The 20,062-nt window shown below is 36.0% G+C and carries 11 protein-coding genes and 4 pseudogenes; 14 read left to right on the top strand and 1 reads right to left on the bottom strand.

Annotation, left to right across the window (positions count from 1 at the left end; all coding sequences use genetic code 11):
• Positions 1-169: 169 nt before the first annotated feature.
• The 5 genes and pseudogenes from ppdK (at position 170) to JJN12_RS08980 (ending at position 8,920) form a co-directional block, all read left to right on the top strand.
• On the top strand, positions 170-2,806 hold the full coding sequence (gene ppdK, locus JJN12_RS08995; protein ID WP_208429365.1) for a pyruvate, phosphate dikinase: 2,637 nt from the start codon (positions 170-172) through the stop codon (positions 2,804-2,806).
• Positions 2,807-3,573: 767 nt separating this feature from the next.
• Positions 3,574-4,095 (top strand): HD domain-containing protein, encoded by a 522-nt coding sequence (locus tag JJN12_RS08990; RefSeq protein WP_208429364.1) that lies wholly within the window; start codon positions 3,574-3,576, stop codon positions 4,093-4,095.
• A 317-nt stretch (positions 4,096-4,412) separates the two neighbouring features.
• Positions 4,413-4,914, top strand: a pseudogene (locus JJN12_RS14210) (DDE-type integrase/transposase/recombinase); the annotation flags it as partial.
• 101 nt (positions 4,915-5,015) lie between these two features.
• Positions 5,016-7,610 (top strand): DEAD/DEAH box helicase family protein, encoded by a 2,595-nt coding sequence (locus JJN12_RS08985; protein WP_208429363.1) that lies wholly within the window; start codon positions 5,016-5,018, stop codon positions 7,608-7,610.
• Positions 7,611-7,722: 112 nt separating this feature from the next.
• A pseudogene (locus JJN12_RS08980) lies at positions 7,723-8,920 on the top strand (IS256 family transposase).
• A 187-nt stretch (positions 8,921-9,107) separates the two neighbouring features.
• Here JJN12_RS08980 and JJN12_RS08975 read toward each other — a convergent pair.
• Positions 9,108-10,163, bottom strand: coding sequence for a hypothetical protein (locus JJN12_RS08975; protein ID WP_208429362.1), 1,056 nt, complete (start codon positions 10,161-10,163; stop codon positions 9,108-9,110).
• A 717-nt stretch (positions 10,164-10,880) separates the two neighbouring features.
• Between JJN12_RS08975 and JJN12_RS08970 the strand changes: the two are divergent.
• From JJN12_RS08970 to JJN12_RS14470, 9 genes and pseudogenes are all read left to right on the top strand, one after another.
• A pseudogene (locus JJN12_RS08970) lies at positions 10,881-11,827 on the top strand (IS1380 family transposase); the annotation flags it as partial.
• A gap of 222 nt (positions 11,828-12,049) precedes the next feature.
• On the top strand, positions 12,050-12,241 hold the full coding sequence (locus JJN12_RS08965) for a helix-turn-helix domain-containing protein (protein WP_208429361.1): 192 nt from the start codon (positions 12,050-12,052) through the stop codon (positions 12,239-12,241).
• Between the two features lie 14 nt (positions 12,242-12,255).
• Positions 12,256-13,350, top strand: a complete 1,095-nt coding sequence (locus JJN12_RS08960; RefSeq protein WP_208429360.1) for a DNA cytosine methyltransferase — start codon at positions 12,256-12,258, stop codon at positions 13,348-13,350.
• Positions 13,347-14,558: a DNA cytosine methyltransferase gene (locus JJN12_RS08955; RefSeq protein WP_208429359.1), complete on the top strand. Its 1,212-nt coding sequence runs from the start codon at positions 13,347-13,349 to the stop codon at positions 14,556-14,558. The genes JJN12_RS08960 and JJN12_RS08955 overlap by 4 nt, the downstream gene beginning before the upstream one ends.
• A gap of 1 nt (position 14,559) precedes the next feature.
• Positions 14,560-16,689, top strand: a complete 2,130-nt coding sequence (locus tag JJN12_RS08950; protein ID WP_208429358.1) for a hypothetical protein — start codon at positions 14,560-14,562, stop codon at positions 16,687-16,689.
• A gap of 13 nt (positions 16,690-16,702) precedes the next feature.
• Positions 16,703-18,148, top strand: a complete 1,446-nt coding sequence (locus JJN12_RS08945) for an LlaJI family restriction endonuclease (protein WP_208429357.1) — start codon at positions 16,703-16,705, stop codon at positions 18,146-18,148.
• A 379-nt stretch (positions 18,149-18,527) separates the two neighbouring features.
• Positions 18,528-18,698 (top strand): hypothetical protein, encoded by a 171-nt coding sequence (locus JJN12_RS14480; protein WP_328706797.1) that lies wholly within the window; start codon positions 18,528-18,530, stop codon positions 18,696-18,698.
• A gap of 12 nt (positions 18,699-18,710) precedes the next feature.
• Positions 18,711-18,983: pseudogene (locus JJN12_RS14475) on the top strand (DUF1016 N-terminal domain-containing protein); the annotation flags it as partial.
• A 51-nt stretch (positions 18,984-19,034) separates the two neighbouring features.
• Positions 19,035-19,592 (top strand): PDDEXK nuclease domain-containing protein, encoded by a 558-nt coding sequence (locus JJN12_RS14470; protein ID WP_328706817.1) that lies wholly within the window; start codon positions 19,035-19,037, stop codon positions 19,590-19,592.
• Positions 19,593-20,062: the final 470 nt, after the last annotated feature.

Here is a 20,062-nt window from a genome sequence, read left to right as displayed (position 1 = left end):
AATAAATCTAGCATGGTTTTATGATGAAAAATAATGACATAAAGAATAAAATGTGTTAAGATTATGCTTGAAGTGTCGAGTTAGGTCGACATTTTGAAGGTAAGTGTAAATTTTTCTGAGAGGACTCTAATTATCTGGTCCTACAGAGTAACAACAGGAGGAAAATACAATGGCAAGAAAGTGGGTATATCTATTCACTGAAGGAAAAGCTGAGATGCGTGAGCTTCTTGGTGGTAAAGGTGCAAACCTTGCAGAAATGACAAATATCGGACTTCCGGTACCTCAGGGCTTTACTGTAACAACAGAAGCCTGCACTCAGTACTATGAAGACGGTAAGAAGATTAATGATGAGATCCGTGGTCAGATAGACGAGCATATCGTAAAGCTCGAAGCAATCACAGGTAAGAAATTTGGAGATCATGAAAATCCACTTCTTGTTTCAGTTCGTTCAGGTGCCAGAGCCTCAATGCCAGGTATGATGGACACAATTCTTAACCTTGGTCTTAATGAGGACGTTGTACATGTTATCGCTGAGAAGTCAGGAAACCCTCGTTGGGCTTGGGACTGCTATAGAAGATTTATTCAGATGTACTCTGACGTAGTTATGGAAGTTGGTAAGAAGTACTTTGAAGAGCTTATAGACAAGATGAAGGAAGAAAAGGGAGTTACTCAGGACGTTGACCTTACAGCTGAGGATCTTGAGAAGCTTGCAGGACAGTTCAAGGAAGAGTACAAGTCAAAGATTGGTAAGGACTTCCCTACCGATCCAAAGGAACAGCTTTACGGAGCAATCCAGGCAGTATTCCGTTCTTGGGACAACCCTCGTGCCAACGTTTACCGTCGTGACAACGATATCCCTTATTCATGGGGAACAGCTGTTAACGTACAGTCTATGGCATTTGGTAACATGGGTGATGACTGCGGTACAGGTGTTGCATTTACAAGAGACCCTGCTACAGGCGCTAAGGGACTTTTCGGAGAATTCCTTACCAATGCACAGGGAGAGGACGTAGTTGCAGGCGTTCGTACACCTATGCACATTGATGAGATGGCTAATAAGTTCCCAGAGGCTTTCAAGGAGTTCAATGAAGTTTGCTCTACACTTGAGAAGCACTATAGAGATATGCAGGATATGGAGTTTACAGTTGAACATGGTAAGCTTTATATGCTTCAGACCAGAAATGGTAAGAGAACAGCTCAGGCTGCTCTTAAGATAGCTTGTGACCTCGTTGACGAGGGTATGAGAACTGAGGAAGAGGCTGTTGCAATGATTGACCCTCGTAACCTTGATACTCTCCTTCACCCACAGTTTGATGCTAAGGCACTTAAGGCTGCTACACCACTTGGCAAGGGACTTGGAGCTTCTCCTGGTGCAGCTTGCGGTAAGGCAGTATTTACAGCAGATGACGCTGTAGCTTGGGCAGGACGTGGTGAGAAGGTGGTTCTCGTTCGTCTTGAGACCTCTCCTGAGGATATTTCAGGTATGAAGTCTGCACAGGGTATCCTCACAGTTCGTGGCGGTATGACATCTCACGCAGCCGTAGTTGCCCGTGGTATGGGTACCTGCTGTGTATCCGGTTGTGGTGACATCGTTATGGACGAGGCTAACAAGAAGTTCACTCTTGGCGGCAAGACCTTCCACGAGGGAGATGAAATCTCTATCGATGGTACCACAGGTAATATCTATGAAGGCTTAATCCCTACAGTTGATGCTACTATCGCAGGTGAGTTCGGTAGAATCATGGCTTGGGCAGACAAGTATAGAAGACTTAGAGTTAGAACAAATGCAGATACACCTACAGATGCTAAGAAGGCTCGTGAGCTTGGTGCAGAAGGTATCGGTCTTTGCCGTACAGAGCACATGTTCTTCGAAGCTGACAGAATTGCAGCATTCAGAGAGATGATTTGTTCAGACACAGTAGAAGGAAGAGAAGCAGCTCTTGAGAAGATTCTTCCATATCAGCAGGGAGACTTCGAGCAGCTTTATGAGGCACTTGAGGGAACACCTGTTACTATCCGTTTCCTTGACCCACCTCTTCACGAGTTCGTTCCTACAACAGAGGAAGAGATTCAGAAGCTTGCAGATGCACAGGGCAAGAGCGTTCAGGCTATCAAGGATATAATCACAGGACTTCACGAGTTCAACCCTATGATGGGACACAGAGGACTTCGTCTTGCAGTTACCTATCCTGAGATTGCTAAGATGCAGACAAAGGCTGTTATCCGTGCAGCTATCAATGTACAGAAGAAGCATCCTGACTGGAAGGTAGTTCCAGAGATTATGATTCCTCTTACAAGTGAAGTAAAAGAGCTTAAGTTTGTTAAGAAGATAGTAGTAGAGACCGCAGATGCTGAGATTAAGGCAGCTGGTGCAGACCTTCACTATGAGGTTGGTACTATGATAGAGATTCCTCGTGCTTGCCTCACTGCTGATGAGATCGCTAAGGAAGCTGACTTCTTCTGCTTCGGTACTAACGACCTTACACAGATGACATTTGGTTTCTCTCGTGATGATGCCGGTAAGTTCCTTAACGCTTACTATGACACCAAGATATTCGAGAATGACCCATTTGCAAAGCTTGACCAGAACGGTGTAGGAAAGCTTATGGAAATGGCTATCAAGCTTGGCAGACCTGTTAATCCAAAGCTTCACATCGGTATCTGCGGCGAGCACGGTGGAGATCCATCATCTGTTGAGTTCTGCCACAAGATCGGTCTTGACTATGTATCCTGCTCACCATTTAGAGTACCAGTGGCAAGACTTGCAGCAGCACAGGCTGCTATCGCTGAGAAGAAGGCGAAATAATAGATAAGTATATAGAGTATGGAGAGCTTCTGCTCTCTGTACTTTTTTTTGTTTGATAGAAAATCTCATTGAAATCTTCTATAAAGCTCAGGTGGAAAAAATAATAGATTTTCTTGTAAGAAAGTCTGGTAGATTTTTATGTTTTTGACACTCATATACTGTAAATTCTAATTTATAGAGTTGTTATATAAATTAACCTAAGTGACGCTCCGAATGATAACATTTCAGACTCGCTCCGGCATCCGCTTCGCTCCGCCTAATGCGCTCGCTTAGAATTTATCATTCGGAGCTGGCACCTTAAGTTTATACAAATTACAACTCAAATGCCAAATTAAAGACAGCCACTCACCTGCCCCCTTTGTGGCTAATGTGTTTGTTTGTAGTCATTCGTCAATCAAACAGCCGGAACTAATAATGCCTAAGCGAGCGCATCAGGTTTTTCGTCAACAAAGCCATATTACAACAGCATCTTACAGAAAAACCGTAGCGAGTCTGGACATTTATTAGTGAAGGCGTGCCTTAGTCAGATACACAACCACATCAGCCCCACAAATTAGAATTTCTCATAGGTGTTAGTTGTCCTTAGAAGAGGTGATGGCCATCAGTCGCTTATTGTATACAAAGTGTACGTAGAAACAATCTTGATATTAGAATTAGTGATTATGTAATATCTGTGTTGAACTAGTGTTGGAGAAAAAATACATTATAACACTGCAGAGATGATATAACACTTGCCTTCCTGCTGTGTAACCACATAGGGAGTTAGAATGATTAAAAATATTGAGCCAAACAATACAAGCCTTGAATGTGATGGAAATGAGAAAATAACGTATACATCAAAAGATGAATCTCTGCTTGAATCAGCTAGGTTATTATCTAAACAAGCACATAGTAATCAGGTTGATAAGGCAGGGGTTGATTATTTTACAGGCCATATTCAAACCGTTGTTAATTCAGTTCACACACATAAGGAGAAGATAGTAGCCTATCTCCATGATACAGTAGAAGATACAGAAGTAACTATAGAGATGATATACGAAGAATTTGGCAAAGAAATAGGAGATGCAGTTAAAGCAATCACAAAGCCAAAAAAACTTGATTACACTAAGTATATCGAAGGAATCAAAGCCAACGAACTGGCTAGAGCAGTAAAAATAGCTGACTTAAAGCACAATATGGACTTGACGAGGCTTAAGGAGGTTAGGGAAAAGGATATAAAGAGGGTAGAGAAGTATAGGAAGGCGCTTGGGGTGCTGGAGGGGGGAGGAGTGAGAATATATCTAGGATGATAACTTAATGCTGATAATAATACTAAATTGTATTAAAGATAAAGCTGAACATCTGTAGTGATTACGGTGTGTTCAGCTTTTAATAAAAATGGTTAATTGCAAAATGTTACAAAAGGTTGATGAGAATGAAGAGATAACTCAAAATATAACTAAAATAATGGTGATTTGGGGTAGATTTTTTGTGAATAAATGATATAATAGGGAGTGGTTCTACGATAAAATAATTGAAATTATATTGTAGCGTAAATTAGGAGATGAAATTAGGATTTTAATATGCTTTAATTGACTTTGGTGAATATGAGGTGTATTGAACTAGGATTTATCATTCACACAGATGTAGATGGGGAAAAGATTGCTCACTAATGTCTGGTGTGTAAAGGTTATAAGATAGCGATTAGCTGTTCATAAGTATATGAACATTGAGATGCAATTATTTTCTGCTTCAAGGAAAAAAGCCGTTATAACATACCGCAATATAACCGCAGCTTTTGCCTACAGTACGCTACAAAAGGTAATTGAATCGCAGCCTGGGATTGATTTAACTAATCTCCTAATTCATTCAGACCAAAGCAGTCAGTACACTTCTAAAGAGTAAACTGAATTTTGCAAAAAACTTATAATAGCAAGGAGTATGAGTAAAGCAGGTTATCCATACGATAATGCTCCAATGAAAAGGTAATTCAATATGCTAAAAACAGACCTAATTCATCAGTATTGTTATCATATTGAAAAAGAGCTTATGCCATCATTGAGGAATTTGCCTATGTTCATTATAACTCTGTCAGACCACATGCTTATAATAAATATAAAACGCCTTAAGAGGCTAGTTATGGGGTTAAATAACCCCGTAACAAAATTTAGGTAATGGTGTTACAAAAATGCTTGACCGCAATATAATTATTACACTAGGGGGTACGCTTATGGCTTTTAAGACACGAAAAACAGAGGAATTTTTTTACTCATCACCACAAGAAATGTATCAAGATAATAAACTAAAAAAGATAATGGGTCCTTTAGATTATCAGGCAACCATGTTAGAGGAATACAACAAAAATATGGATAAAAAAACAGTTGCCCTAGAACTACCAACTGGAAGTGGAAAAACATTAGTAGGATTACTAATAGGTGAATATAGAAGGCGTAAAAACAAAGAAAAGATATTGTTTTTGTGCCCAACAAATCAATTGGTGAATCAAGTAGTTGAACAATCAAACATGAAATATGGATTGAAAGCGGTTTCTTTTTGTGGTAAGCAGAAAGATTATTTACCAACAGATAAAAATAGATTTCTTATGGCAGATGCAATTGGGGTTACAACATATAGTTCCTTTTTTGCACGGCATTCTTTTTTTGATGATGTGGATGTCATAATAATGGATGATGTCCATTCCTGTGAAGACTATATTATATCGAACTGGACTGTTCAGATAGATAGTAAAAGTACAACTTTTAGTGAAGTTTTAGAACTGGTAAAACCATATATTAGTGAAACGGATTACCAATATTTGCTAGAGGATGAGTATAGTTCTGATGTTGCAGCATGGTGTAATATGTTGCCAATGCCTTTAGTATTAGATAGACTTAATGAATTTCAAGAAATTTTGAGACAAGGCATGGAAAAGGGAAACTCAAATTATTACGCGTATCAGAATATATCAGAAAATTTGAAAGAATGTAATATATATTTTGCAAATAGAAAAATTCTCATACGCCCTTGGGTAGCACCAACTATGTTTTTTGATGCATTTGTTAATGCGAAGCAGAGAATATTGATGTCTGCAACATTAGGAAAAAGTGGTGAGCTGGAACGAATCACAGGCATTGAGAAAATTTTTAAATTACCAATAGTGAATGACTGGGATAAAAAAGGACTGGGAAGAAAGTTTTTTACCTTTCCAGATTTATCATTGGGAGCAGATGAGCACGAAAATGTAATTAAACAACTCCAGAATTTGTGCAAGAAAAGTGTCTTTCTTGTTCCAGATATAAAATCAGTAGATAAAATTAAAAAAATTTTTGAAGAGAATCTTGAGAGTACAAAAATTTTTGAGGCAGAGGACATAGAAAAATCGAAAAACCTATTTGTAGATATTCCAGAGGCAACGGTTATTTTGGCAAATCGTTTTGATGGCATGGATTTTTCCGATGATGAGAGCAGATTGTTATTCATTTTGAATTTACCGAAAACTACCAATTTGCAGGAAAAATTTTTGATTACAAGAATGGGAGCATCAAAACTATATGCAGAAAGAATACGAACGAGGATAATTCAGGCTGTAGGGAGATGTTCAAGAAATGCTAGTGATTATTCTATTGTTTGTGTAATGGGGGATACTATTCAGAATGATCTGACTAAGAAGGAAAAGATTAAGCTGTTTGCACCAGAGTTGAGGGCAGAAATTCAATTTGGTTTAGATAACTCCCTGGACTATTCAACTGTAAACGATGTGTTAGAACAGGCTAAAGATTTCTTAAATCGAACTGCTGAATGGCAAAAAGCTGAAGAGTATATTGTTGATTTGAGGCAAGAATATTGGAATGAAAAAAACACGACAGAGGAGCAAATTAATAAAAAATTACATGAGTCAGCAATCCTGGAAGTGAAATTTCAATGTTCAATATGGAAAAAAGATTATAAATCAGCATTTGACTATGCCAGCAGTATTGTTGGAAATCTAAATGCACCTGTGTTAAATGGATATAAATGCTTTTGGAATTATATGGCGGGATGTATGGCTTATTACTTGTTTCAAAATGGGGAAAAAGAGTATAAGACACAAGGAGTACAATTTTTATCTGATGCATTAAAAGAAAATATAAGTATAAGATGGCTTTCAGGATTACAAGAAAAACTATTTTCTGTTAAAAGTGAAGATGTTAAAGATGCAGACTTTTTCTTTGATTGTATTGAAAGAATAGAAAGTGTTTTTTCATCTATACCAACGCTACAAAAAATGGAGGAAAAAATCAAGAGCATTTTAAATAATTTGAAATCACTTGATGGAAACAAATTTGAAATAGGACATAAAGAATTTGGTGAATTGCTAGGATTTATTTCAGAAAACCCTAACAGTACTGGTGCACCGGATCCATACTGGATAATTAATGAAAACAATTTAGTTGTTTCAGAAGATAAAATCTATGAGGAAAAAGAACCGGTGAAAAAGGTTCCAATATCAGATGTCAGTGAAGCCGGAAGGCATCGAGCTTGGATTGTTGAACATGAGAGAAGAATAACAAAAAGTGCTAATATATATACAGTTTTAATTACCAACTCAACTGGTATTGATGATGATGCACGCATATATGCTGAAGATATATATTATGTAAATAGAAATGAGTATGTTGATTGGGCTGTTAAATCACTTAATGTCATTCGGAGAGTATGGAATACATTTTCGGATATAGGAGAGAGTGAATGGAGAGAAGCAGTTCACAAAGAGTTCATAATTGCAGGTATAACGCCTAAAGATTATTTGAATTTTGTGTGCAGTAAAAAACTAAAAGATATATAGTTTATCCTGAATTCGTGAAGTTAAAAATTTTAGTATGTTAAACTTTTTCTGTAAATAGCTATTAAGCAATAGGTCTTCTATGATAAAATATAAATCATAGGAGGCCTTTATTATGGCAAAAAGAGAAAAGAAACCAGCACACAAAGTTGTAATGACTGAAGGTAAAAGAAACATCATCCAACAGCTGCTTCAGGAGTATGATATCTAAACAGCTGAAGACATTCAGGATGCACTTAAAGACCTATTAGGTGGAACCATTAAAGAAATGAGGAAGCCGAATTGGATGAACATCTTGGATATGGTAAATCTGAGCGATATGATAGTGATGATTATAGGAATGGTTACAAGCCTAAGACGGTTAAAAGTAGCTATGGTCAGTTTAACATAGAAGTACCACAGGACCGTAATTCTACTTTTGAACCTCAGATTGTCAAAAAGCGTCAAAAGGAATGACAACAAGACAGATTCCAGAGACAATAGAGGATATATACGGCTTTGAAATGTCAGAAAGTTTCATTTCAGATGTAACAGATAAAATCCTTACTCAGATTGATGATTGGCAGAACAGACCGCTAGACGAAGTTTACCCAATTCTCTACATTGATGCCATTCATTATTAGGTTCGTGATAATGGTGTTATAAAAAAGCTTGCTGCTTATGTTATCTTAGGAATAAGTACTGAAGGAAAAAAGGAAGTACTTACAATACAGGTAGGTGACAATGAAAGTTCAAAATACTGGCTGTCAGTACTGAATGAACTTAAAAACAGAGGAGTAAAAGACATCCTTGTTATCTTTGCAGATGGACTCACAGGTATAAAGGAAGCTATAGTAGCAGTCTTTCCTAAGACAGAATATCAAAGGTATATAGTTCATCAGGTACGTAATACATTGAAATATGTACCGGATAAAGATAGAAAAGCCTTTGCAACAGATCTAAAGACTATTTACCAGGCTCCGGATGAGAAGAAAGCTCTTGTAGTATTGGAACATGTGACAGAAAAATGGACGCCAAAATATCCTAACGCAATGAAACGCTGGAAAGATAACTGGGATGTTATTTCCCCAATTTTTAAGTTTTCTTCCAATGTCAGGAAAGTCATTTACTCCACCAATGCTATAGAATCACTTAATTCCACCTATCGTAAGCTAAACCGTCAGAGAAGCGTATTTCCAAGCGATACAGCACTTCTTAAGGCTTTGTATTTAGCCACATTTGAAGCAACTAAAAAATGGACTACAACAATACGAAACTGGGCACAGGTGTACGGAGAGTCAAGTATCTTGTATGAAGGACGACAGCCTGAATAAAATAAAAAATAATGGGTGGTAAATGCCACCTCTTATTGACATACCATTTTTTAACTGTTATATATAAAACAAGGATGAAAGTCCCACCAGAGAGATTTTCATCCTTTATTATCATAGAAGATTCTTGTTTACAGACTTTTATTCATAGTCCCATATTTATCTCCCATTTATCCTCCAAAAATTGTATTTAATTTCTACACATTTCTACGGAATCAACACAGTATCTATCTGAGATATTTTCAGATATTTTATCTCTGCTTGCAAAAATACTATAACTATAATCAGCTTCTTCACTATCATTCGTAAGTTTCATATCAAATTTAATACATAGCCTATCACTCTCAAAATTCTCATAGTAATAAAGATTATCTTCATTTAACTCATATCCCTTATCCTCAATAATAAGATGAATTTTCTGTTCACTTCCTTTTAATAAATTCAAATAACACTCTACAGATTGAGTACACTGCTTTATTATATTACACACTAAATATCCTGATGTCGGATCTTCCTCATCTTCTGCACACAGCATTACTTTAAAATTTCTAATACTTATTTTTTTAATCAATTCTTCACTAATATTTTTTAAATTTAAAGTAAAAACATATATGTTATCGGCTTCAAAAGGGTCTATTTCTCCTGCTAATTTGAATGTATTATCTAAAAATTCATATTTTGAGTTATAAGGTTCAACTTTTATATAGTGCTTATTTATATCTATTAAAGGAGCTTTCTTATCTTTATTAAATTTTTCTGCATTTTCCATTTTTTCTTGCATTTTTTCTTGCACATTTTTAACTGATACTATGTTTTTTTCAATATTTGCAACTTCTTCACTTACTCTACCAACTTGTTGCAAGATATACTTTTCACCAATACTTATCTGCTTACTAATATATTTTTTATATCCTTCCACAAAAATTTTGAATCTCTGAAATAATACTTCCTTATTACTTTCATCAAAGTATTCTTCATCGTCTAATTCCTTAACATATCTTTCAAAATCATTTCTAATATGATCCTTATTACTAGTATCATCAATACTAATGGCTTCTCTGCAAACTTTCTCCACCAACATCTTTAATTCTATATTTACTTCTTCAACTTTTTCCCCTTCCAAGGCTTTGCCCATAAGATCGTCTTTTATAAATTTATCTTCAAGCGATTTATTTAGCTTGTTTATAAAATCATCAGAATATCTATTAATTATTTTTTTAAAACTTTCAATAAAAAATTTGTACATTTCTTTGTCCTTTCTACCACTAATCTATAAAATTGTAATATTTTCAGCTAATAGTACTCTATATATCCATATTTTCTTCTTTTCTTTATTTGCTATACTTCTCTAAGTAATCTTTTAAACACAAAAAAACGCCTACCCTGATTTGCATCAAAACAAGTGCCTAACTCGTACTTCATTTAAGCCTTAAAAAAATTAAATTATACGCATAGCGTGTCGTGAATAATTATTTCGCCTCTCATTTTACTTGTAAAGCCCCTTTCGGTAATTTACCCAAATTTCTTACTTCCTATATATCTATTATACAAAATCCGGATTAAATTGCAACATTCAAAACGGTTTAGTTAATATTCCCTGTTTATTGTTAAAAATGTATAAATATCCATTATTTTTTCATTGAGACATTTATTATCTCATATCTTTATAAGCTATTTCTTATAGGGTAATAAACATTTTTGAAGATACAATCCAAAAAAGTTCGGTGACGTGAAAACAAGCATTAATTTAGTATAAGTAGATTTTTAAAAAATGCGGATGAATTTTAAAAATAACTTAAATACATACCTGAATCCGTGAAGTTTAAAAATTTAACCTTTACGAATATGCCCATGCTACCGTGGCTTATTAAAAGTTTTATATTTTATTACAATTCACCTGTAAGGTGAAGCCATATAATGATATAATATCCCTGTAAATCAATGGTTTCGGGAGAAAAATATCATGAATCATAACCGTCATATTACACTTGATAACAGTAACATAATTGTTAAATATACAAACGAGCGAATCATCCCTACAAGTGGCCTAGCGGTCGTAGGAGCACTGCTTGGCAAAAGCAATTTCACCAAAAAACTTAACCATATAGATGTGACCAAGAACCGTTCACAGCACCAGATTAAGAATGGAGATATTATCCTGGTGCACTTCACGACGGTATGGTACCTGTGGACATTGATGTTACGCCTATGGGCAATTCAAAGACTTTAAAGCAGGGTGTTTCAAGAACCTATAAGGGCTTTGACGGATATGCACCAATGATGGCATACATTGGTACCGAAGGCTATGCAGTGAATTTTGAACTTCGTGAAGGAAAGCGGCACTGCCAGAACGGTACAGTGGAGTTCCTTCACGAGACAATAAGCCTGTGTAAGAAGCTTACTGATAAGCCTCTTTTGGTAAGGCTTGATTCAGGTAATGATTCCATTGATAATGTAGCTGTTCTGATAGATACCGGATGCAGCTTTATTATCAAAAGGAATCTTCGGAAGGAAAGCAAGGAAGAATGGTTTCAAATGGCAAAAACGTACTGCAAGGATATAACAACCCCTAGAGAATGGAAAACTGTTTACATTGGAAGTGACTGGAAAGAGGTTACAAGTAAACGCTTTGAGAAAGACTTTACCCTTCGTGCAGGTTATGAAATAACTGAGTGGACAATTGATAAAAAAGGTCAATTCCTCCTTCCTGCCGATACAGAGGTTGAAACCTGGTGGACAAATCTCGGTAAAAGTGACCATGAAATCATTAAACTCTATCACGGACATGGTGAGTGCGAACAGTACCACAGCGAGGTAAAGAGTGACATGGACGTGGAAAGGCTTCCGCCAGGGAAGTTTGAAACCAATGCACTTGTGCTGGAGCTTACCGTTATAGCTTACAACATACTATGAAGTCTTGCGGAAAGTTCTTTTTTGATGCTTGAAAATCACCGAGCGGGAATTGGTCTTCTAGGCAAGGTTTACACTAGGAGATGAATAACAAAGATTTGAACCCTAGATGGTTTCAAATTATAGACTGATACAAACCAAACTGATGTATAATGTTGAAAAGTGATAAGACATAAGTTATAATATGTTATGTTGATTTTTTGCGTATTTGAGGTGAGATGGATGAATAAAATTATGGAAGACAAATGGATAAATACAGATGAAGCAGCAGAATATCTTGGTGTAAAGGCTACTACAGTTCGTGAATGGATAAAAAAAGAAAATGGAATACCTACACATAAAATAGGTCGTTGTTGGAAGTTTAAAAAAGATGAACTTGATGAGTGGGTCAAAAGTGGAAAAAGTGCAGAATAAAGGAAGTATTAGAAATGAGAAAAAAATTTACCTGTGTTGACCTGTTTTCAGGTGCTGGTGGATTATCAAGAGGATTTTTAGATGCTGGATATGATGTTGTATTAGGTGTTGATTTTGACGATGCAGCATTAAAAACTTTCAAAGCAAATCATGGTAGTGCAGAAGCCATGAAATTAGATTTGTTTGACCACAGTAATATAGATAAAATTATTAAGTTTTTGGACGAGAAAAATATAAAGCTTGATGTTTTGGTGGGTGGGCCTCCTTGTCAGGGATTTTCTATTGCCGGACCAAGGGATACGAATGACAAAAGAAATTCATTGTATCTTGCTATGGTAAAACTCGCAGATAGATTAAAACCACAGGCTGTTGTATTGGAGAATGTTCCTGGAATGATTCAGACTAATGGTGGCATTGGTGCAAAACGAATTGTCCAAGATTTTGCAGAAATTGGATATAAAATGACGCCAAAACTTTTATATGCTCCAGATTATGGAATTCCACAAATAAGAAAAAGAGTTTTCTTTGTTGGTTTAAGAGATTCAAATGAGGAGTTTGAATTTCCGTTAGCAACATGTGATAAGGACAATTATGTTACATGTGTTGATGCAATAGATGATTTACCAAGTTTGCAAACTGAGGCTGGGGAGATAATTTATGGTGATGAAATACAAGATTACAGAACCCCAGCTAGAACAGAATATCAAAATCTTATGAGAAAGAATACTAAGTTGGTACAAAATCATATCGGGAGTATACCGATTGAAAAGACAAAAAAAATGATTTCTCTTGTTCCTGAAGGAAAAAATTATAAGGCATTACCAGAAGAATATAGAGGGTTATATAAGTACCACGAAGCGTTGACACGATACCATAGTCAGAAACCATCACTGACGATTAATACAGGACATAGATCACATTTTCATTATCTGTATAACAGAATTCCTACAGTTAGGGAGAGCGCCAGATTGCAGAGTTTTCCAGATGATTTTATCTTTTATGGAAACAAATCTCAACAGTATAAACAAGTTGGAAATGCGGTTCCTCCTATGCTGGGACAGGTGATTGCGACAAAATTAATAGAATATTTGCAAGGTGATGATAGATGAAGTATAGAATGATTGACCTATTTGCCGGATGCGGTGGACTTACTGAGGGCTTCATGCAGACGGGAGATTATGCTGAAGTGGCTGCCGTGGAATGGCTCAAGCCTCAAGTGAATACACTTAGAAAAAGATTGAAAGAGAGGTGGGGCGAAAAAGATGCAGATGATCGAGTAATGCATTTTGATATACAAAGAGAAGAAGAACTGTTTCATGGATGGGATGATGAAGAGTTCGGAGTCGGTAAAGGACTGGATTTTTATGCAAGTCAAGTTCCTAAAATAGATTTAATTATTGGTGGACCTCCTTGCCAGGCATATTCGGTTGCAGGACGAGTTAGAGACGAAAATGGAATGAAGGATGATTATCGTAATTATCTTTTTGAACATTATTTGAGTGTTGTTAATAGATATAAACCGAAATTATTCATTTTTGAGAATGTTCCGGGAATATTAAGTGCATCGCCAGATGGTAGACATATAACTGAATTGATAACAAAAGGGTTTGATAGCATAGGTTATCAGATTACTGGTGACTTAAAAAAGGCCATTGTGAATGCAGCAGAATATGGTGTACCACAGAATAGGAACAGAGTAATTATTGTTGGGCTAAATAAAGAATATTATCCGGAACCTCAAAAGGTTCTTGATAAATTTTATGATGAAATTTTAACCCAATATAAGAGTGATCGGTTGTTTACAGTAAGAGAGGCTATAGGAGATTTGCCAAAGCTTATGCCGCTTTTTGATGAGGGGCATCATAAAAAGAGGATATCCCATACAACTCCGGAATGTCCTATCTCTTGGCATGTACCCCGATACAGTAATCTAAGAGATATGGATACCTTTAGAATCTTAGAGGAAGATGTTGAGTCAGGACGAAGAGAATACGACAGTAAAAAAATAAGTGAATTATATGAACAAAAAATTGGTTCCAAATCGCCAATCCATAGGTATCATGTTCTTGAGCCGGATGAACCGAGTACAACAATAATTGCACACCTGTATAAGGACGGGAATAGATTTATACATTATGATTCCGTACAACAAAGAACTATTACTGTTAGAGAAGCCGCAAGATTACAATCATTCCCAGATGATTTTGAATTTGTAGGAAGTAGAGGTAATGCGTACCAAATGATAGGTAATGCAGTACCACCCAGGCTTGCAAAAGCAATAGCTAGTGCGGTAAGAAAACTGCTGGAGGAGATTTAAAATGTATCATTATTTATTTACAAACGATCTTAGGATATCACACCTAAAAGATTCATTGGTTGAAGCTGGAGCGTGTTTCATGAACGATAGTGTTCCGTCAGCTAACGAAGATAAAAATGCAAATAACAACATGAACACGTTAGGCTTTTATTTTAATTTAACAAAAAGTAGTCAGTGTGCTGTGTTATGTGCAAACAATAATGTTAGAACAGTCGTCTTGAATTTTATAAAAAAATTCCAATTTCCTAACCCAAGAACAAAGGAATCATTTGAGTCTGCAATTGCAGATGGAATTCAGTTAGCACCAATGAGGATTATTCTCAGATTGCTGTATATGATGAAAATTCAAGGATTATCAGATGCTTATCTGACTAAGGAGGAAATAGCGGATTTTATCTTCTTTAATTCCGCTGTTGCTAAAACTAATCAAGTGGATTATTTAACTATCATTAAACAGATAGAAGAATATAGAAAAAATAGTTCATTTCCGTCAACTGTAGAGAAAAATGAAGATAACAGACAATGGAAACAGGAGACTCGTCAAGTAAGAGAAATGGTAAAAGTATTAACTTGGTCTGGATGTGTAAAAGAAGATAATGATGGTAGTATTAGATTAGAATCAGATTCTTTAACTTCCAGTAACAAGGCAGACCTGTATGATATTTTGACCTATGAAGATTTTTGGACTCCAGAAGGTGAAGCATTCAATGATATTAAGCTGAGTTATCAAAAGTATATGGATATTGATGATGAAGTGACAAATGATGATCTCAGTGAAGAAGATGATTCATATGTGGAAAGAGAAGATCCCTTTAAGACTGGTTATGAATCATCCTTTTCAAGAAACAGAATCTTGTTTGGAGCACCAGGCACCGGTAAGAGTTTCACTATTAATAGCGACCGCTTAGAACTGTTGGGAGAAGGCAACGAGGAAGACTATGAACGTGTAACCTTCCATCCTGATTATTCTTATGCAAACTTTGTCGGAACATATAAGCCTGTTATGGTTGATGATTCTGCAGAGATTATTTCTTTAGCTTCCGAAAAGGAAGTGTTGGCTATTTTAACTGATGAAACAAAGTCTGCACAAGAAAAGTATGATTTGCTTTATGACAGATTTAAGGGTGATGGACTAACAAGACTTCCGCTTTTGCTTGGGCTCTATACAGACGAAAGTTTCAAAACAAGAAAAGCGGATGGTTCAGATGCGGCTGGCGATAATAGCGTTGAACGTAATCACGGAAGAGCAATCCGGCCATATGTAAATCTATCAAAGCCATCAAAGGGTAAGAAAGATATAGCTTATGAGTATGTTCCGGGTCCTTTCATGCGTATATATGTCAAAGCACTTAAGAACAGCAGAACTGATAATATAAAACCATTCTTGCTAATTATTGAGGAAATCAACCGTGCCAATGTGGCAGCGGTATTCGGAGATATCTTCCAGTTGCTTGATAGAGGTAATGACTTCGTCAGTGAATATCCAATTCAGGCAACAGAGGATATTAAGAAGTATCTAGCAAAAGAACTGGGTGGAAATCCGGATGACTATAACAAAATAAAAATCCCGGATAATATATTTATATGGGCAACTATGAATAGCGCAGACCAAGGTGTGTTCCCTATGGATACTGCTTTTAAGAGAAGATGGGATTTTACATATCTTGGAATCGATGATAATGATGAACAGCTTCGAGGAAAATATGTGACTATCGGTTCGAAGGAACAACAACGTATTGAGTGGAATGAACTTAGAAAAGCAATAAATGAATTCCTTGCAGAATCGAAAATTAATGAAGATAAGCAGTTAGGACCTTACTTTATTTCTAAGAGCATCGTTATACCTAAAGATGGTGGTACTGAGATTGATTCTAAGAAGTTCTGTGATGCATTTAAGAATAAAGTCCTTATGTATTTATTCGATGACGCTGCAAAACAGAAATGCCCAAGTTTATTTGAAGGCAGTGCCAAAGGACAGACAAGATATTCCAAGATTTGCGAAGCATTCGATGAACAAGGAATTGGCATTTTTAATGGATCAATTCAAACATTAGTACAGATTCAAGACTTAGTGACAAATGAATATCAGCTTGATGAAAACGGGAATCCTTTCACTGATTCTGAAGAATAAGGAGGTCTGATTTATGATCTCTGAATTTGTACGAGAACAGAAAAGATATACGCAAAAAGAATTATGTCAGATTTTAAAGTGCAGTGAAGAATATGTGGTTTCGTTAATCAGAAAGCTGAAAGAATTTGGTGTTCTTAAAGCAGTAAAATCTTCTTATGTACAGAAAAATATGGCAGATTTGCTGGAAGAGGATATCGAGGTGGTTGATGTGGAGGTTGGAGAAAACGAATATCTCTATGTCTTTACTTTCGTTGGGGTTATTGTCGCAGTAGGAAGAGTCCTGAAGTGTTATCCGAAGTATCTTCTGAATGTAAAGGAACCCGCGGATGAACTGCGAAAGGTCATTAAGGTTTTGGAAAAATACAATTCCAAAGAGCAGATTGTTCGTATGTTTAATGACAGTAGTGAAAGCAGTTCATTTAATCTGTTGGCTGTGCTACTGTTCCTTCTACAAGATTACTTCGAAAATGGAGTTTATACCAATACGGAGGATATCATTGAGTGTAACGGCTCTGGTGAAATTCTGTGGGATAAAACCATCAACGAAACTTTTACATTGCTGTCAGAAAATCGTCCATATTATACAGAACTTCAAACTCGTAAGAGGGTCACTAATGATTTTGATTATTTCAAGAGACTTCATGAGTGCGTGGTGACAATGGCATCAAAAGAACTCCAGGATGCAGAACTGCTTAACTTATTTGAAATGTCAGGCATTGATCTTACTGATGAAGAATTGGAAGATTTTGGTGATAAAGAATATATCCTATATCGAATTGAAAATGAACTTAACACTCAGTTCAACACAAGGAAACAACTAGTTTTGAAGACAATGTACGCTTATATCGATAGAAGAGGAAGTCTCTGCGATACAGATTGTTTGTCATTATTTGGGACAAATAGTTTCAATCTAGTATGGGAAAAAGTCTGTGCAGACATTATGGATAATCAATTAGATGTTGCACTTGGTGCTTTAAAGCTTCCTGTTCCTTTGAAAGATGGCTATAACAGAAGGCAGAAGCTGATTGAACTAATAGAGAAACCATTATGGACACTTACAGGAAAATGTGCGAAAGATACATTGATTCCAGATTTAATTTCCATTTGCAAAGTCAGTGGCCAATATCAATTCATCATATTTGATGCGAAATATTATAATGCTCATTTGGAAAAGGGAATTGCTCCGACAGATCAACCGGGCATAGAGTCGGTTACCAAGCAGTATCTATATCAATTGGCGTATCAAAAGTTCATAGATGAACATGAATTTGCGTCTGTAAAGAACTGTTTTCTGTTGCCCACAGAAAATAGTGAGATAGAAGATAAAGGAGAAGTTCGAATGCAGATGCTTTCTAGTCTCGGACTTCAAGACGTTAAAACAAGGTTGATTCCTGCAACAATGGCATATGATTTATACCTTTCAGGAAGAAAAATGGATATCGATACTTTGAAATTATAAAATGATTCAGGTAGTGTCAAGTGAGTTATAAAAGAAGTAGTCAAAAAAATATGCTTCAATAAACCCTGAAAATTGCAGATTGTGTGATTGAAACCTTGGGGCGTTGCTCCAAACCCCACAAGGGACTTGTCCCTTAATCCGTTTTGTGGGCTCTGTCCACACCTGTCCTCGCCGGATGGCAGGAAAAGGGTGCAGTAGCCCTTTTCAGCAGAATAGGATAATCCGAGAACCTTATGTCAATAAACTTTCGCGGCATATCCTCACAGGCTGCAATGCTGCCTGTGTTGGTATTCCACGTTTTTATTGACAACGGTTTCGCTCCAGTAAGGAAGAGTGGCAAAAACTGTTATAAATTATGATTTTCAGAGAGGAGTGATTTATGGCAAACGAATTATTGAAATATGTAAAAACAGGTAGTGTCTTTGAAGATGTTTGTAATATTATTGAAACTGCTAGGAGAGTGGCATACTCTGCAGTTGATTTAACGCTTGTTCACAGGAACTGGCTTCTTGGTAAGAGAATAGCTGATGAAGAGCTGAATGGTGAATAAAGAGCTGAATATGGTGCAGAAGTAATTAAAAAATTATCTGAGGACTTAAACGCACAGTATGGAAGGGGATACACTAAAACAAATTTATATAATTTCTATTCTTTTTATAAGATGTATCCAGAGATTTTCCACTCAAAAAGTGGAAAATCTAATGTAAAATTATCATGGACTCATTATAGGGTATTGTTACAGGTTAAAGATGAGATTGCAAGAGAATGGTACGAGAATGAAGCATTAAAGGAAACATGGAGTGTAAAGACACTTCAAAGAAATATTAGCTCGCAATACTACTATAGAATTCTTAAAACGCAAGATAAATCAGCAGTAGAAACTGAAATGAAGGAATTAACTTCCGAATATCAGACAAAGCTTGAATTCATTAAGAACCCTGTTATTGCTGAATTTCTGGGTATGAAAGAGGATACGTCTTTTCTGGAGTCTGACCTAGAGCAATGCATTATAGATAATCTTCAGAAGTTTCTGATGGAACTTGGAAAAGGCTATGCTTTTGTAGCAAGACAGCAGCACATTCATACAGAGAAGGAAGATTATTATATTGATCTTGTTTTCTACAATTATATTTTGAAATGCTTTGTACTTATTGATTTGAAGACAAAGAAAATTACGCATCAGGATATAGGACAGATGGATATGTATATTCGAATGTATGATGATCTCAAACGTGGGGAAGGAGATAATCCAACTCTTGGTATTGTGCTATGTGCGGATACAGATGAAGATATAGCCAAGTATTCAATTCTTCATGGAAACGAGCAGTTATTTGCATCGAAATATAAGTTATATCTTCCAACAGAAGAAGAATTGCGTGCGGAGATTGAAACACAGAAGGAAATGTTTAGTATTCAGGTAGAAAATAAGAAAAATGAAGATTAGGGAATATTAAAATATTGAAACTAGAGAGTACATAAGGGTAAAGTTTTTATAAATACATCATTAGAGAAGAATAAATATACAGCATAGGTTAGTTTACGAAAGTTATGTTCAGGAGACTTATGAAGACGGTGTAAAATATGAAGACATAGTGAAGATGGCACGTATGTGGACACATTATGATGGAATGAGGTAAATTGCCACAAAAACAATACAAATACATCGAAACAGAAATGAATTGGCATTATACTAAACCTGAATCCGTGAAGTTAATTTTTTATTTAAAACCAGCATACAAAATACTGGTTATATACATTGAGAATTTTATTGACAAGTTAAAAAAGAGTATGTGAAGCTTTTTCTGTAAATAGCTATTAAGCAATAGGCCTTCTATGATAGAATATAAATCATAGGAGGCCTTTTATCAGGGCAAAAAGAGCAAAGAACCTAGATTAAAAAGGTTGCAATTTTAA

It is taken from the genome of Catonella massiliensis (genome assembly GCF_016651435.1).
GTDB classification, from domain to species: domain Bacteria; phylum Bacillota; class Clostridia; order Lachnospirales; family Lachnospiraceae; genus Catonella; species Catonella massiliensis.
This window is presented reverse-complemented; position numbering and strand designations above follow the sequence as displayed.